This window comes from Candidatus Obscuribacterales bacterium (assembly GCA_036703605.1).
Lineage (GTDB): Bacteria > Cyanobacteriota > Cyanobacteriia > RECH01 > RECH01 > RECH01.
Window position 1 is genome coordinate 1 of the sequence record DATNRH010000757.1, and the last position, 15,884, is coordinate 15,884.

The 15,884-nt window shown below is 53.5% G+C and carries 17 protein-coding genes and 1 pseudogene; 17 read left to right on the plus strand and 1 reads right to left on the minus strand.

All coding sequences use genetic code 11. The annotated features are described in order from the left end of the window. The 17 genes and pseudogenes from V6D20_15735 to V6D20_15815 all read left to right on the plus strand — a co-directional run. A partial coding sequence (locus tag V6D20_15735) for a DNA methyltransferase (GenBank protein HEY9817232.1) occupies positions 1 to 497 on the plus strand: 497 nt, incomplete at its 5' end. Continuing rightward, a complete protein-coding gene (locus V6D20_15740) occupies positions 494 to 769 on the plus strand; it encodes a hypothetical protein (GenBank protein HEY9817233.1) in 276 nt (91 codons plus the stop codon). The genes V6D20_15735 and V6D20_15740, both read left to right, overlap by 4 nt. Continuing rightward, positions 757 to 1,179 carry a PIN domain-containing protein gene (locus V6D20_15745; GenBank protein ID HEY9817234.1) on the plus strand — a complete coding sequence of 141 codons (423 nt, stop codon included), beginning with the start codon at positions 757 to 759 and terminating at the stop codon, positions 1,177 to 1,179. The genes V6D20_15740 and V6D20_15745 overlap by 13 nt, the downstream gene beginning before the upstream one ends. A gap of 16 nt (positions 1,180 to 1,195) precedes the next feature. Then, positions 1,196 to 2,467, plus strand: a complete 1,272-nt coding sequence (locus V6D20_15750) for a type IIL restriction-modification enzyme MmeI (GenBank protein HEY9817235.1) — start codon at positions 1,196 to 1,198, stop codon at positions 2,465 to 2,467. Positions 2,468 to 2,514: 47 nt separating this feature from the next. Continuing rightward, positions 2,515 to 2,805 (plus strand): hypothetical protein, encoded by a 291-nt coding sequence (locus tag V6D20_15755; protein ID HEY9817236.1) that lies wholly within the window; start codon positions 2,515 to 2,517, stop codon positions 2,803 to 2,805. Then, positions 2,795 to 3,157, plus strand: a pseudogene (locus V6D20_15760) (type II toxin-antitoxin system PemK/MazF family toxin). The gene V6D20_15755 and the pseudogene V6D20_15760 overlap by 11 nt, the downstream one beginning before the upstream one ends. 138 nt (positions 3,158 to 3,295) lie before the next feature. Beyond that, on the plus strand, positions 3,296 to 3,544 hold the full coding sequence (locus V6D20_15765) for a DUF433 domain-containing protein (protein HEY9817237.1): 249 nt from the start codon (positions 3,296 to 3,298) through the stop codon (positions 3,542 to 3,544). Continuing rightward, a complete protein-coding gene (locus V6D20_15770) occupies positions 3,541 to 3,720 on the plus strand; it encodes a hypothetical protein (protein HEY9817238.1) in 180 nt (59 codons plus the stop codon). The genes V6D20_15765 and V6D20_15770 overlap by 4 nt, the downstream gene beginning before the upstream one ends. A 266-nt stretch (positions 3,721 to 3,986) precedes the next feature. Beyond that, the gene (gene drmA, locus V6D20_15775; GenBank protein ID HEY9817239.1) at positions 3,987 to 7,388 is read left to right on the plus strand and encodes a DISARM system helicase DrmA; all 3,402 of its coding nucleotides are present in this window, start codon (positions 3,987 to 3,989) and stop codon (positions 7,386 to 7,388) included. Next, positions 7,385 to 9,286, plus strand: a complete 1,902-nt coding sequence (locus V6D20_15780; GenBank protein ID HEY9817240.1) for a DUF1998 domain-containing protein — start codon at positions 7,385 to 7,387, stop codon at positions 9,284 to 9,286. The genes drmA and V6D20_15780 overlap by 4 nt, the downstream gene beginning before the upstream one ends. After that, a complete protein-coding gene (drmC, locus tag V6D20_15785) occupies positions 9,286 to 10,086 on the plus strand; it encodes a DISARM system phospholipase D-like protein DrmC (protein ID HEY9817241.1) in 801 nt (266 codons plus the stop codon). Before V6D20_15780 ends, drmC begins: the two co-directional genes overlap by 1 nt. A gap of 70 nt (positions 10,087 to 10,156) precedes the next feature. Then, positions 10,157 to 10,393: a hypothetical protein gene (locus tag V6D20_15790; protein ID HEY9817242.1), complete on the plus strand. Its 237-nt coding sequence runs from the start codon at positions 10,157 to 10,159 to the stop codon at positions 10,391 to 10,393. A 411-nt stretch (positions 10,394 to 10,804) separates the two neighbouring features. After that, positions 10,805 to 11,524, plus strand: coding sequence for a MotA/TolQ/ExbB proton channel family protein (locus tag V6D20_15795; protein HEY9817243.1), 720 nt, complete (start codon positions 10,805 to 10,807; stop codon positions 11,522 to 11,524). After that, positions 11,514 to 11,915, plus strand: a complete 402-nt coding sequence (locus tag V6D20_15800) for a biopolymer transporter ExbD (GenBank protein ID HEY9817244.1) — start codon at positions 11,514 to 11,516, stop codon at positions 11,913 to 11,915. The genes V6D20_15795 and V6D20_15800 overlap by 11 nt, the downstream gene beginning before the upstream one ends. A gap of 9 nt (positions 11,916 to 11,924) precedes the next feature. Next, positions 11,925 to 12,344 (plus strand): biopolymer transporter ExbD, encoded by a 420-nt coding sequence (locus tag V6D20_15805; GenBank protein ID HEY9817245.1) that lies wholly within the window; start codon positions 11,925 to 11,927, stop codon positions 12,342 to 12,344. A 356-nt stretch (positions 12,345 to 12,700) separates the two neighbouring features. Further along, positions 12,701 to 13,729 carry a PstS family phosphate ABC transporter substrate-binding protein gene (locus tag V6D20_15810; protein ID HEY9817246.1) on the plus strand — a complete coding sequence of 343 codons (1,029 nt, stop codon included), beginning with the start codon at positions 12,701 to 12,703 and terminating at the stop codon, positions 13,727 to 13,729. A 319-nt stretch (positions 13,730 to 14,048) separates the two neighbouring features. Beyond that, the gene (locus V6D20_15815; GenBank protein HEY9817247.1) at positions 14,049 to 14,858 is read left to right on the plus strand and encodes a hypothetical protein; all 810 of its coding nucleotides are present in this window, start codon (positions 14,049 to 14,051) and stop codon (positions 14,856 to 14,858) included. A 277-nt stretch (positions 14,859 to 15,135) separates the two neighbouring features. Here the strand turns inward: V6D20_15815 and V6D20_15820 are convergent, their stop codons facing one another. After that, a complete protein-coding gene (locus V6D20_15820; protein ID HEY9817248.1) occupies positions 15,136 to 15,702 on the minus strand; it encodes a DUF3987 domain-containing protein in 567 nt (188 codons plus the stop codon). Between the last annotated feature and the right edge of the window lie 182 nt (positions 15,703 to 15,884).

The following is a 15,884-nucleotide window of genomic DNA, read 5'->3' on the forward strand; positions in this document are numbered from 1 at the left end:
AAAGCCCCTCTCCCCGTGGGAGAGGGGTTGGGGTGAGGGCCATCCGCGACTCCCTTCGCAACGCCGAGAAGCCCATCACGCCGTTTAGCTGGGAAATTGAGTTTCCAGAGGTGTTTGACCGAGAAAATCCAGGGTTTGATGCGATCGTGGGGAATCCACCCTTTGCGGGCAAAAATACCACCATCAACAGCAACCCTGACGGCTATGTAGATTGGCTTAAGGTTGTGCATCCCGAAGCCCACGGCAATGCAGACTTGGTAGCGCATTTTTTCCGCCGGGCGTTTACGATCATTCGCCACGGTGGGGCTTTTGGCCTGATTGCGACGAACACCATCGCCCAGGGAGATACGCGCAGTACGGGTCTACGATACATCTGCCATCATGGAGGCATCATTTATAACGCCACCCGTCGCTATCGTTGGCCGGGGGTGGCGGCGGTGGTGGTGAGCTTGGTACATATTTGGAAGCAAGCTGACGCAATGGAGGATACTCAATGAATGTCGAACTAGAGCAACGGCTACTCGAAAAAATTCGCCAAATGCCGATTCAGCGCATTTTGGAAGTAGAAGATTTCATTGATTTTCTGAGCCATCGCGATGGCGTAGCCTTCCCATCGGAAAATCGTTCACCGGCCCCATCCGTAACTCAGCCGGAGAATGGAACGGTGCCCCGGCGTTCTCCACCGTTGAGCATTGCGGGTGGTGGGCAAACCCTGGGCGACATGGTTAGCCCAATCGTGGATGAGGAAGATTGGGAATGTCTCAAATAGTGGTGCTAGATACCCATATTTGGTTTTGGTTTATCAATCGTGAGTTTGATCGTTTTCCAACATTCTGGCGCGATGAAATTGAGACAGCTCAGACTGTAGGCGTCTCTCCTGTATCCTGCTATGAAATTGCCTTGGCCCATCAAAAAAGACGGCTAATGTTGCCAACTCCCTTAGAAGATTGGTTATCACTAGCCCTTGCACCCTCTGGCATTGAGCTCATGCCGCTACAGGCTGAGGTGGCAATTCGGGCCGTAAATCTATCGCCCATGCATAAAGATCCTTTTGATCGACTCATTATTGCCACGGCGTTGGTCTACCAAGCCAATCTAGCCAGTATTGACACGCTATTTAAACACTATTCTGAACTGTCTGATGTGTTACTACCACAAACCCGCCAAGAAACTCCATAACGAATAGGTCAACATCATGCCAACCCTACCTCCCAATGTGCCGATGTTGCTGGATGGTCGTCCAGTGGAAAAAATTACCGCGTTTTTGTTTGCTAAAGGCGGCCACGATGACCCTCATGTATTGGTAGCGAATAAGAATAAGAGTTTCCAGGGCAGCATTGTATTGGGGATGGGTTTTACCTTTGATGACAGCAATCCTGACGCAACCTCGATTGAGGAAATGCACCGCCTGATTGAAAAAGATCCCCGCAATGCTGAGCGTATCTTTCCTTATATTGGTGGCGAGGAAGTGAACAGCAGTCCTACCCATGCCCATCATCGATATGTGATTAATTTTGGGGAGATGAGTGAGACAGAGGCTAGGCAGTGGAAAGATTTGATGGCAATTGTTGAGGAGAAGGTAAAGCCTGCGAGATTGGCTCAAAAACGCGAAATTCGTGCGCGATATTGGTGGCGATTTGGAGAAACAACACCTGCTTTGGTTAGAGCGATCGCTGAGTGCGATCGGGTTTTGGTTATCTCTCGAATTGGCAATGCGTTTGCTTTTACATTTTTGCCTAGTGGGGTAGTTTACAACGAAAAAATAGTTGTTTTCCCAATGAGTCACAGCGCCCCGTTTTGCATCTTGCAATCAAGAGTGCATGAAGCATGGACACGATTCTTCAGTTCTACGCTGAAAGACGACTTACAATACACCCCTTCAAAATGCTTTGAAACCTTCCCCTTTCCCGAAAACTGGGAAACCGACCCCACCCTAGAAGCGATCGGCAAAACCTACTATGACTACCGCGCCGACCTCATGGTGCGTAACAACCAGGGCCTCACCGACACCTACAACCGCTTCCACGACCCCGAAGAACGCGACCCCGACATCCTCCACCTCCGCCACCTGCACGAGCAGATGGATCGCGCCGTCCTCGCCGCCTACGGCTGGCCCGACATCGACACCACCTGCGGCTTCGCCCTCGACTACCTCGACACCGACGACGACCTCCCCCCGGTCGCTGCTGAGCGCATGGCCAGCGGTGACCTCTTCTTCCCCACCGCCGACGAAGCCGCCGCCTTTGATAGCCTAGTGCGCACCGGCAGACGTAAACTTCCCTGGCGCTACAAATGGCCCGAAGCCACCCACGACGAAGTGCTCGCCCGCCTCCTCGACCTCAACCAACAGCGCCACCTAGAAGAAGTGCGCGGCCATAAAGCAGCAGAGCAAAAAGCAGAGGGCAAAAAGCCGAAACGGGGCAAGTCCAAGCCAGACGCCCCTACAATTCCCGGTATGGAGGTGTAGCCCGTGAGCAAACCTATGATGGAAGAGGAAACCCTGGAGGCACTACCGTGAAACAAACTCACTACCTAACCACCACCGTCCAACCCGGTAGCCGCCTAGACATTGCCCTAGACGACTTAACCGTTGGCCAAACGGTAGAAGTCATTGTCATTATTCAAAAGCCAGATCAACCCCCCAAAGCAGGCATTGATCGGCGGGCCTTTATGAAACTGCCCATGGCAGAACGTCGGCAACTTTTAGCCACCCAAGCCGAAGCCAGGAGAGAACACTACACACAAGATCTAGACTGGCAAGATTGGGTAAACCTGGATGTAGGGGTCACTGATGATGAACCCTAAACGAGGCAAAATATGGCTAGTTAACTTAGATCCTACGATTGGTTCAGAAATCAAAAAGACCCGCCCAGTCGTTGTTGTAAATTCTGACTTAATTGGTAAATTGCCCTTAAAATAGGTCGTCCCCATGACCGATTGGAAGTCTTACTTCGTCTCCAATATTTGGCATGTATATATCGAACCTACAGAAGAAAACGGTTTGTCTAAACCTTCTGCCGCAGATGTTTTGCAGTTACGCAGTATCGATGCAAGACACTTTGTTCGCAGACTGGATGTTTTGCCTAGCGCTGATTTGCAAGAGGTTGTATTGGCGATCGCCGCCATTATTGAATATCAGGAGATAGCTTATGGATAATCAAGCTGATGGATGATCAAAATGTGATGGGTCGGAAAGCCCCGTGCGATCGCAAAGCCTTCCTGACCCTCATCCCCAACCCCTTTCCCAGAGGGCGAAGGGAGCCGGAACAAGGTTTTCAAATCGGAGTAGCTAACTATGAATCGACAGGAACTATTACAACGTATTTCTGTAAACCCCAACATTTGCTTTGGCAAACCCTGTATCAAGGGACATCGCATTTGGGTATCACTGATTTTAGACTTCATGGCCAGCGGCATGACGATTCCAGAAATTTTAGAAGAATACCCACAGTTGGCTATGGAAGATGTTTTAGCCTGTTTAGCCTATGGAGCAGAACTGGCGCGAGAACGATTTGTAGACATCTCCATGGAATCGATAGCATGAAGTTTAAGCTAGACGAAACTATTGGCGATCGTGGGCAAGATCTGTTGCGTTATCCCGATTTGTTAGAAGCCATGCAAACCTTAGTGAATGCGTTAAAAACCATGGATATTACTGAAAAGCTATGGATTATCCAGAAAGGAACTGTCCGCATTGATCAAGAAGAGCCTGAACCATGAGCCAAATAAAACACTTGCATCAAACGGGCGTTGCTGAATCTAGGTCTAAACCGCACCATCTACCCTCACCCTAGCCCTCTCCCAAAAGGATAGGGGACAAGAGTTTTAGCTCCCTTCTCCCTAGGTAGAAGGGGTGGGGATGAGGGCAATTCATCCTGCTATCCAGCAATGCCGCATCAAACGGTTGCAAGTCTGGCTTTTCCTCGTCTAGAGTGAGGTCCGCAAAACTCGACGTTACGAAGCTTCTAGCCCTACAAACATAAACCATGACCACCTCCGCCGAAATTCGCGACACGTTGGTGGATGCCCTCAACCTCGACCTCGTGGGCCCCACCCCCGACGACATCGCCCACGCCCAAGAAATCCTCGATCAAACGCCATCGAAGTGGTACCTCACCGGCTTTTTGGCCCCCTTCGGTGCGCCGCCTGATGTTCGCTCCGACGACGATGCCGACGACGATATCCCCGAAGCCGTCAGTCAGAACGACTCCAGCGAAGATAGCAAAACCCCCGAAAAAGCCGCCGCCCGCAAGGCCCTGTTTCCCTCATCCATGGGACTAAGCTTCTTGCTATCGGGCAAAACCACGACCCTAGATGCCCAGGTCAGTTGGGGTGACTACATCCCCCTAGAATCTGAGGAAGAAGACCTTGACGACGACCAAGGCAAATCTAAGCGCAAGAAAAAAGCAGAATACTGGCAGCGGGTGCCCCACCAGACCACCCTGACTATTCCCATTGAAGAACGGCCAGAGCCATTCGCGATCGACATCCCCGACGGCAGTGGCCTCAACCTGGTGGTCACCTGTCGCTCGGTACGAGACGATCGCTTTCCCTACGGCACCAAAACCGTGTCGGTTTTCTTGGTCAACTACCGTCCGGTGACCACTGGGGAGCGCGACGCCACCTTTGCCTTTCAGACCCATCTCAGCCTCCATTGCCCCGAGGGATTTGTACCCCGACCCGACCCGCGTAGCGTCAACACCAAAGACCCAGATGAAGCGATCGCCGCCCTCCAGTATCGCAACGACTACGAATTTGCCGTGGGTCACAACGTCTCCGCCCTAGCTCTAAACCCCGACGGCAGCCGCTGCACCGACGTCTGCACCACCTGGATTCCCATCGCCGAAGTGCCCCGCGTGGCTCCGAGTGCCCCCCAAGGGGTACAGCTTGGCATGGAATCTCTAGCACAAGCCGCCGATGCCGCCACCATTCGCGGCATGGTGGGGTCAGTGGTGACTGAATATCGTGCCTGGATTGCTACCCAGCGGGCCATAGCCATTAGCCCCCAGGATGCCGCCGATGTGGCCCGGAAACTGCTGGATCAGGCCAATTACGCCTGCGATCGCATCGAAGCCGGTCTTAATGCGCTCCAAGACCCCCAGGTGTTAGAGGCATTTCAGGTGGCCAATCGGGCGATCGCCACGGCCCGCCGCCGCCAGCTCAGCCAAGAAGAGGGGCAACCCCCAGAAAGCTTTGCCGAACCGACCTGGCGACCTTTTCAGCTTGCTTTCATTTTGCTCAACCTGGTGGGGCTGACTGATCCTAGCCATGGCGATCGCAAGACCGTAGACCTGCTGTTTTTCCCCACCGGCGGCGGCAAGACTGAGGCCTACCTGGGCCTAGCCGCCTTCACCCTGATTTTGCGCCGGCTCAAGTACCCCGGCATCCAGGCCGCTGGCATGAGTGTTCTGATGCGCTACACCCTGCGCCTGCTCACCCTCGACCAGCTAGAGCGGGCCTCGCGGTTGATCTGCGCCCTAGAGCTAGAGCGGCAAAACGTACCCGACAGATTGGGCACCTGGCCCTTTGAAATTGGTCTCTGGGTGGGCCAAGGGGCCACCCCCAACCGCATGGGCAAGCGGGGCGATAAGGATGAGTATTCGGCCCGAGAGCGGACGTTAGCCTTTAAGCGCGACAGCAAGAGCAAGCCCTCGCCCATTCCCCTAGAGCGCTGCCCCTGGTGCGGCGAGGGATTTACCACCAACTCCTTCCAACTCCTACCCACCGAAGACGCCCCCAAAAACCTTAAGGTTGTGTGCGTCAACCGGAGCTGCGATTTCCGCAGCCGCAACCCCCTTCCAATTCTGGCCGTAGACGAGCCGATCTACCGGCGTCTGCCCTGTTTCATCATCGCCACAGTCGATAAATTCGCCGCCCTACCCTGGGTGGGGCAAACCGGGGCCCTGTTTGGTCGCGTCACCCACTACCAAGACGGCGAAGGCTTCTGCAGCCCTGGCGATGCTACCCTGGCAGGTCGTCCCCTAGAGGCCTATCTCCCTCCGCCCGACCTGATTATTCAGGATGAGCTACACCTGATTTCTGGCCCCCTGGGAACGATGGTCGGTCTCTATGAGACGGCGATCGATGCCCTGTGCAGTCGCGAAGAGAAGGGCCAAATGATTCGTCCCAAAGTAATTGCCTCCACAGCCACCGTGCGGCGAGCCAGCCGCCAAATCCAGGCCCTCTTTGGCCGCAGTCACGTGGATATCTTTCCGCCCCCCGGCCCCGATCGCCACGATTCCTTCTTTGCCAAAACCGACTTTACCGTACCCGGTCGGCTCTACGTGGGAGTGGCCGCCCAGGGCCGCAGTCTGAAGGTGATTTTGCTGCGGGCCTATTTGGCCCTGCTGGCTGCCGCTCAAAAACAGTGGGAAGAAGCTGGAGGCAAGCGCAACAAAGACAACCCCGCCGACCCCTACATGACCTTGATGGGCTATTTCAACTCGCTACGGGAACTGGGGGGCAGTCGCCGTATTGTGGAAGATGAGGTGAATTCTCGTCTAACGCAGTACAGCGATCGCCTGCGGCAGGGCGAGCTAGTTGGCCCCTTCCTCAATCGCAAAATCGACGAGATGCCCGAGGAGCTGACGTCGCGGGTGAGCACCGACAAAATCGCCAATACCAAACGCCGCCTCTCTACCCCCTTCCACGACAAAGAACGGGTGGATGTAGCCCTAGCCACCAATATGATTTCCGTGGGACTCGACATCGTGCGCCTGGGTCTGATGGTGGTGCTAGGTCAACCCAAGACCGCTGCCGAATACATTCAGGCCACCAGCCGAGTAGGGCGGGCCCAAAATAAGCCGGGTTTAGTGGTGACGCTGATGAACATTCATCGCCCCCGCGATCGCTCCCATTACGAACGCTTTCAGAGCTGGCACAATAGCTTCTACCGAGCCGTCGAAGCCACCAGCGTCACCCCCTTCTCGCCTCGGGCACTAGATCGCGGCTTGGCCGGTGTCACCGTTGCCCTGGCACGATTGGGTGTGCCCGCGATGACCAGCCCCATGGGAGCCTCTAACCTGACTGACCAACGGGCAGCCGTCGAGGCCATGGTGGAGGCCATTGCCCAGCGGGCCGAGGGCCACAGTCCAGGTTTAGATCACGAAACGTCGAATAATCTGCGGGTAAGGGTGCGATCGCAGGTCATCGACCTACTCGACACCTGGGAGCGCATCTTAACCCGCGACCAGCGGCTGCAATACCAAAATGAGGCAGACTTAGCCCCGGCCCTACTGATAGACGCCCTAGATATTAAAGCTGAGAAGCGCCCCGCCGATGAGCGCAAGTTCAAAACCCAGCGCAGTCTGCGCGATGTAGAAGCCACCGTCAACCTGTGGATTCGCGATCCCTATACCCTGACTGCCGTAGAAGGAGACGAGGCATGAATCAGCCTAATAAACCCAAAAAAGCCAATGGCGAACTCCGCCAGAGCCAGTTACTTACGACCTTTGGCCCTGGCTCGATGGTAGACCTCCCTACCCGGTCAGTGATTATTTCGGGACTGAGCTACTGGAAAGGTGAAAAGCCCTACATCCGAGAAGATCGTCTTACATATAAGGTAGCGAAGAGCCTGAATCTGCCAGACGGGCACGACATCAAACTCTTAGGGCCCCCTAGCAAAACCAGCGATCCCAAAGCGCCTATCAGTGGGGTTGATGCCTTTGTATTTCCCACTTGCTTCCTTGCCCAGATCGATCGCACCCTTGATCGGGCTGGCAAAACCTACCGCACCCGTCCCCTGATTGCTTGGAGCGCCGTCAAAGGGGGAGCCAAGTTTGAAGGCAAGCGAGTGCAGGCCGTCCCGGTGCGCTTTGTGCAGGCATGCACCAATGGCCACCTCAGTGACATTAACTGGAATGCCTTCGTCCATAACGACGTCCAGTCCAAATGCCGAGGCCAACTCTGGCTGGATGAAGCCGGATCCGGCAACGACTTTGAAGAAATCTTCGTACGGTGCGAGCAGTGCGGCAGCCTGCGCCCCCTATCCCAGGCCAAAGTCCCCAACTCCAAGGTGCTGGGAGCTTGTGAAGGGCATCGCCCCTGGCTTGGTCCCCAAGGTAAGGAACCCTGTCGTCGCCATCGGGTCAGTGACACAGGTGAGATTATTGCTACCGACCAGCCTGAGTACAATCGACTGTTGGTGCGATCGGCCAGCAACGCCTACTTTAGCCAGATCCTAAGCGTCATCTCCATGCCTGATAAGGACGCTGACCTGAAGAAAGCCGTTGATGGCTTCTACGAAGAAGACCTACAATACACCGAAGATATTGCCGATGTCACCAAGGAACTGCGAAAGAATAAATTCTCAAACCTGACAGAGTTTGGTGCCGAGGCCGTCTGGGCTGAAATTAAGCGCCGCAAAGCCGGTCTATCTATCCCTGACAAAAGTATTAAACAGGTAGAACTGGAAGCCTTGCTAGCGTGCCCCGAAGAAAAAGGTAAAGAAGCCCCCTCTAGCGACAAAATCTTTGAAGGCTATATCCGCAACCCCAGTTTGCTGGATTCTAAATGGCAACCCTTCATCGATAAAGTCGTTCTAGTGCATCGCCTACGGGAAGTACTGGCCCTAATTGGCTTTACCCGTTTTGAAGCAGCCCAAACTAACATCGAAGGGGAAATCGACGACTTGGAAATTGGCGTCCGCAGAACCAACCTAGACTTTGAAACCCATTGGGTGCCAGCTATTGAGAACCTAGGGGAGGGGGTTTTCATCAGCTTCAACAAAGAACAGGTAGAACGCTGGCAACAACAAAAAAGCGTCAAAGAGCGAGGCAAAGCCCTCAGCCGTGGCTTTAGTCGCTGGGCCAAGAACCGAGGCATCCCTGAGGACAAGGACAACTTTCCGGGCGAAGCCTACATCATGCTCCATTCCCTCTCCCACCTGCTGATCACCGCTGTATCTCTCGAATGTGGCTATTCCTCCAGCGCCATCCGCGAGCGCATCTATGCCTTCCCCGACATCGGCTATGGCATCCTGCTTCATACTGGCACCTCCGGCTCCGAAGGCACCCTGGGAGGTCTAGTCGAAGTCGGTAGACGCATTGAAGACCATCTCAGCAGGGCTCTAGAGCAAGGCCGGCTCTGCTCCAACGACCCCGTCTGCGTCCAGCACAAACCCGATAATGTCCAGGAAGATCGATTCCTGCACGGGGCTGCCTGCCACGGTTGCCTGCTGATTGCCGAAACCTCCTGCGAACGACGCAACGAAATGCTCGATCGCGCCTTAGTCACTAGCACTGTTGAGAGGTTAGGGGCTGAGTTCTTTGCTGACGGAGTGTCCTGATGTCTCCTTTTGTACGGCTGAGTCGCCCGGCTCTGGTGGGAATGGCTGAGGCTCTAGAGGCTGGCAGACTTAGTCTGCCAGTAACCGCTGTCTCCCTCTGTACCTATATGCCTGAGCAGGAGTTAGCCGCAGTTGTACAAGAAATCAATCATCTGCACCAGCAAGGCATAACCTCCAGACAGCTTGCCTACATGCTCCAATTGCTGGCCGAGGAGCGTGCTGCACATCAGGCTAAACAAGATCAGGTAGACCTAGTGTGGACAGGGCCAGAGGTATCTGGTACCGAAAGCCGAGACACTGGCATTGTGGTGCGTGAGCTATTTAGCAGCGCTCGGCACAGCGTGCTAATTTCCAGCTTTGCCATCGACCAAGGCACCAAGGGTTATGACCTCTTTCGTCCCTTGGCCAACCGAATGGATACCAATCCTGACCTCCAAGTTAGAATGTTCCTGAACGTCAAACGTAAGTACCAAGACCGTACCCCAGCCTCTGTCTTGCTCCGGCAGTTTGCCGAAACCTTTCGCCACCACGTCTGGCCAGGTCAACGCCTACCAGAGGTCTTCCATGACCCTCGCACCATGCTGATGACCGCTGAGTCTAACGCCTGCCTCCACGCCAAGTGCGTCGTCGTCGATGAAGAGCGCCTGCTGATCACCTCCGCCAACTTCACCGAGGCTGCCCATGAACGCAACATTGAGGCCGGGGTGCTGATGCGCGATCGCGTCCTCGCTAAAGCCATTCGCTCTCAGTTTGAGATGCTAGTTGTCAGAAACCTGATCGAGCGCGTACCAGGCTTGTGAGATGAGATGAAAACCAGAAAACCTTCAGCATCTCAGCCCATGAAGTCGCTTAAAAGTCAGGACGCTATCTGTGGCCCCAGAGGAACGCCAGAAGACCTTGCTGTTGGCGGGCACCGACCAGAAGCGGTCAGCGACTACTCAGCTCGTGAGAGAGGATCTGAAGGCAGAAGGAGCCCTCGGCCAGAGTTTGATGGTGAAGCGGCTGAAGGCGAGGGATTTAACAGAGACCCAGGCGGGCTATGCCCACCACTTTCAGCCGGGGAATGTGCTGATTCCCCATAGCCAACTAGTTAACGTACTGGTGTAGGCTTTACTCATCGCTCTTACAGGGCTGTAGCTTTACTAATCTCAGCCTAAACCGTGTGAGCTTTTTACTGCTCAGCCAGCTTTTCAAACGCCCTCCAACCATTCTCGACCATTTTCCGCATTGCATTGAGTATAGTCGTGGCCTCAACCCTTCAAATCTCATCCCATCCCCATGATCATTCGCTGTTTTCTCCATAACGAGGGGCGTTGAATAATCGCGATTCCGGTCGCGTAGATCACAGTGTCGGCTGCAATACATGGAAAACCGCGATCGCTTCGGTAGAATTCGAGCAATGATGCCCAGTCATGTTGTTCCAGTGCCCTTTACCAGACTTCATTCACCGAACTGTACTGGTTAGGTGCCGTTTTTTCTGTCTCTTGCCATCCGGTTTCTGCCTCACCAACCGCCCTTATGACAACCCTTTACGATCTGTTTTTGCGCGGTGGCCCTGTCATGTGGCCGCTGTTGCTGCTATCGGTGCTAACGCTATCTTGTGCGTTAGATCGCCTCTGGTTTTGGTTTCGGCTACTCAGTCAGGAAGATCGTATCGTCCATGATGTTTTGGATGCGAGCCAGCATGATCTAGATGACGCACGGGCGATCGCCGAACATTCGCAATACTTACCCATTGGGCGTTTTTTGCTGGCTCCCCTAAAGCTCCACTACCCCACCCCCGAAACCTTTCGGCTGGCCCTAGAAGCAGCGGGCGATCGCGAATTTGCCCAGATGCACAAGGGCGATAAATTACTGGAAACGGTGGTGGCAATCGCGCCATTGCTAGGACTACTCGGAACCGTTACCGGTCTGATCGCCACGTTTAGCAGTCTGAACGTCGGTGGTGGTGGAACGACCGCTGAAGCCACAAAAGCGGCGGCTGGGATTGGAGAAGCACTGATTACAACCGCCGCCGGCATGATAGTCGCTATTTTGGCGCTGCTGGTTTACCGCGTTTTTGTATCGCTGCAAGCTCAGCAAATGGAATACTTTTCCGATGCCGGGAGCGAACTAGAGCTCATCTATCGTCAAGTTTGGTATGAGCCGTCTTATTTCTCTGAAGACCGTCTGCCACGGGCGATCGCGCCCCACGTTGAGACATCCCCATCCGATAGCGAACGCGACTATGCGGTTTAGACAACAGCGCCCCTCCGGCATTCCAGAGATTAACCTAATTCCCATGCTGAACGTCATGATGGGAATTCTGGCGTTTTTTGCATTGATTACCATGTCCCTCACGGCGCAGCAAGCAGTCGAGGTTCCGTTGCCCAGTAACCTAGCGGCTGGCCGCCCACCCACCGAACCGCTCCTTGTTGAAATGGATGCCCAAGGGCAGTTTATGGCTAACCGCGATCGCATTCGCTCCCAAGGAGAGTTAGAACGGCTGACGATGCGATACCTGGATGAATCACCAGACGGACAGGTCGTTTTCCATGCCCATGATCAACTGCCCTACAGCGATGTCCTCACCACGTTGGAGGCCCTGAAAGTGATCGGCGGCGATCGCGTCTCCCTTGCTATCGATTAGGAGAACACTATGCGATCGCGTCGAACTCGCCCCCAAGGACTTCCAGAGGTCAATCTTGTCCCTATGCTGGATGTTTTGATGACGGTGCTAACCTTTTTCATCATTATTTCCATGACGTTAACGGGTCAACAAATTCCAAATGTTAGCCTACCGATGGGTGGAGAAGCCAGTGAAGCCACTGAGGCAAGTCCGGATGCTGAACCCTTGGTGATTGGCTTAACCAATCAAGGGCAACTGATAATTGATTCACAACCGGTTTCATCGTCAGAAATGACCCAACTTGCGCAAACCTATCTCGCTCAATACCCAGAGGGGACAGTCATTCTCAAAGCAGATGAGTCTTTACCCTATCGTGATGTTCTTGTCGTGCTGCGATCGCTTCGAGATATTGGGGGCGATCGGGTTGGGATGGCAACTCAGGCTCCGTAAAACGACGTATGCGCAAAGGCTCCTTCGTTGGCGTTAAATCACATAATGTTTCAATTGATTTTGGACACGTCAACCATTGAAAAGCCAAGAATTATGATTTCAAATACCACGTTCTAAGCTCAATAACCCAGACGTCAAGCATTCAGAACATTCTTGTTTCCAGAATGTCTAAAATTCACGCCCAAACACTCCAGTGAAATCAACACTGTTAATTGATTTTGCAACAATTATCTTAACCAAACAACAATCTTTTGATAACACATTGATCGCCAATCCTAAGCCATTCTCTTAACCTTAAATCAGTATTCTCTCAGTGGCACTGTTGATGTAGATCTATAGCACTGCGGAGTATACCCATGGTAGTGAATTCTCAACGCTCTAAGACGAACCGCTTCATCGCAATGATGGCAGCAACCGCATTAACCACCGTTGGGTTAACCTCACCGACTGCGATCGCCCAAACTCCCCTGATTCAGATCGACGGTTCCAGCACCGTGTTTCCAATCTCCGAAGCCATGGCAGAAGAATTCATGAGCACCAACGACGCCAATGTTGTCGTTGGGGTGTCTGGAACTGGTGGCGGATTCGCTAAATTCTGCGGCGGTGAAATAGACATTAGTGGTGCATCACGCCCCATCAAACCCGAAGAGATGGCCGCCTGTGCAGAGGCTGGCATCGAATATGTTGAAATTCCCGTTGCCTACGATGCCCTCACCGTTGTTGTTAACCCAGCCAACACTTGGGCTACTGAACTGACCGTTGAGCAACTCCAACAAATTTGGGAGCCAGCGGCAGAAGGCGTTATTACAAGCTGGAACCAAATTGATCCAAGCTGGCCCGATCAAGAACTTCTCCTGTTTGGCCCAGGCGCAGACTCTGGAACCTTTGATTACTTCACCGATGAAATTGTGGGAGAAGAAGGGGCAAGTCGGGGAGATTACACAGCTAGCGAAGACGATAATATTTTGGTTGTCGGTGTCCAACAAAATGACGGAGCGATCGGATACTTTGGTTTTGCCTATTACCAAGAAAATCGGTCATCCCTCCGTTCTATTGCCATTGATTCTGGGAATGGCCCTGTTGCCCCCACACCTCAGAGTGTCAACAACGGAACCTATACCCCTCTCTCACGCCCAGTGTTCATCTATGTGCGCACTGACGCCCTAGAACGCCCAGAAGTCGAAGCTTTTGTGAACTACTACATCAGCAGCGCTCCCAGCGTTGTCCCCTTTGTTGGCTATGTCCCGTTATCCGCTGAAGCCTATGAAATGGCTCAAACCTTAGTCAATGAGCGGGTAGCAGGAACAGTCTATCAGCAAGAAACCAGCGGTCAAGATATTGAAGTCGTCATGGGCTTAGAACGAACCCTGACCCCAGTGGAATAGAATAGGACGCGAATGCTTCTCTGATCTATGGAGTTGGAATACACCCCAAGCAAAAACTGCCCTAACTAAGATGTTCAGGAATACATCTAGCTATCCTACTTGGATTGTGAGAGAGGTTCCGCAGAAACCTCTCTCACAGCGCTTATTGTCATGAATAAGTTATCTAGGATTTTCTGCGCAAGGGTAGGCAGGATCAACCCAAGCTAGACGCCTCGCTCTGCAAGGCATTTAAAGCTCTGCAAGGCATTTAAAAAAGGACTCATCCACACGTTCATGGCTGGGGTGGCTCATAAATCTGCTCCAGCTTATTTTCTAAACCATGACCCCACAAACACGTCCTCTAATTTGGCGACTTCTGTACCACCCCATGTTTGTGATTTCAGCGGCAGTCCACACGGCTGTGCTGGTCATGCCCTTGCCAGAAGAACCGGTTGTTTTGGAAGAACCGGAAGTATCAGAAGACATTATTGGTTTAGCCAGTTTATCGGCGACTCCGCCAGCGGAACCGGAACCGGAACCGGAACCCCAACCGACCCCCGCCCCCCAGCCTGCACCAGAACCTGAGCCCGCACCCGCACCGCAGTCCTCTGCTCCTGCATCCACTACGCCACCCGAAACTGCTAGCGCAGCACCAGATTCGACCGAGGCAACCGAATCATCTGAACCAACCGAATCGCCTGAAACCACTGACTCTACTCCACCGTTTGATCCCACTGTTCCTCGGCAGCAGTTTGTCTCGAACTTGGTCAATTTAGACGGCGATGTAACGGCCATAGGGATTGTGCCACGACCGCAGGATGTGGCTGAACCCGATGCGTTTTTTGATGCCAATGGCGATCGCCGGGAAGGGATTAATGAATTTCGTTGGCTGAACGATCGCCGCATTGATGATGTGTATCAGGCGCTAGAGAGCCGGTATCAGCAAGCCGGCATTACCTTTGAGCCGATTGAACCCGGTTACGGCGGCGGTGATCTGTACGCCCTAAAGACCGAGGATGGTGAACCCTTTTTCTATCTCAACCTTGCGCCGGCTAGCAGTGGCGGAGTATCCACCATTTTGGTGGTCTGGTCGTTTAACCCCCTTGATCCCAGCGGTGCCCTATCCGCCCAGTCGTCAACCGATCCTTAGCTATCCATAACGGAACGGTCTATTGCAGGGGCAGCGAAGAGTAAAACTCAGCCATGTTTGAGAAGCCTCGCTCCGTGAGGCTTCTCAAAAATGAAATGCCCTAAACTACAGGATGATTGCTCTGCCAGGGAGCGATCGCACCATTCGCTCAGTCTCGGGTTGCGCTACATAAATGGTCGTCATTTGATTTGTCCTCAACGCATGGGAAGCGATTGTTAGTGCCCTGTTGCCTCCAATCCAAGAATGGCCTTGTGGCGGCAGTGCAGTCCCGATAGTTCTATCGTTGCAGGGGGCGATCGCTTCCCATGTTGCATCCGAGGTGTGATGCTCCCGTGGCATCGACTTCCTGGAGCGAAGGCCCCTCTCTTCTACCTTGCTTCTGCTCCCATTCCCGCAGGTCAACCTCATAGTCCGAGGCGGCATACTCATACTCCTGATTTGCCTCCACCTGAAGTAGCGAGAGCGGCCCCAAAATCTGCCGCTGAATTGGGCTTTTCTTACTGCCCGCAGGGGTCACCAGCCCTGTGAAGATAATCAGCGGCACCGCAAACCCCATCCCGGCATCAATCTCTAGCTCTGTACCGACCCGTAGCAAAGATGCCGCCACCGGCAGCAACGTCACCAGCATCGCCGCTGGCGTTGCACCAATCCAGGCAGCAATCTGCTCCAAGGGTTCCGCTAGATCGGGATGAAGGTAATCTCGTAGTTCCAACTGATAGTCACCGATTTTGAGCAGCCGGTGAATTTCGGCTCTGCAGTCGTCCCGCTCCTCGGGCTGAAGCCCTATCTGGAATTGCGTTTGAGGTTGAAACACTTGAAAGCGGGTGATGGGACTCGAACCCACGACATTCAGCTTGGGAAGCTTTGCATCAACCGTTGATATAAAAGGATCTTAGAGCCTAAAAATTTCTGCTACCTCAAATCTACCCCAATCTGAATATCGTTAAGAATTCCTACGACTGTCTCACTGGTATGCTGACGGTCCTCTGCCAGATGAAGGTTTGTCCTAATTGGCTTCAAGCTATG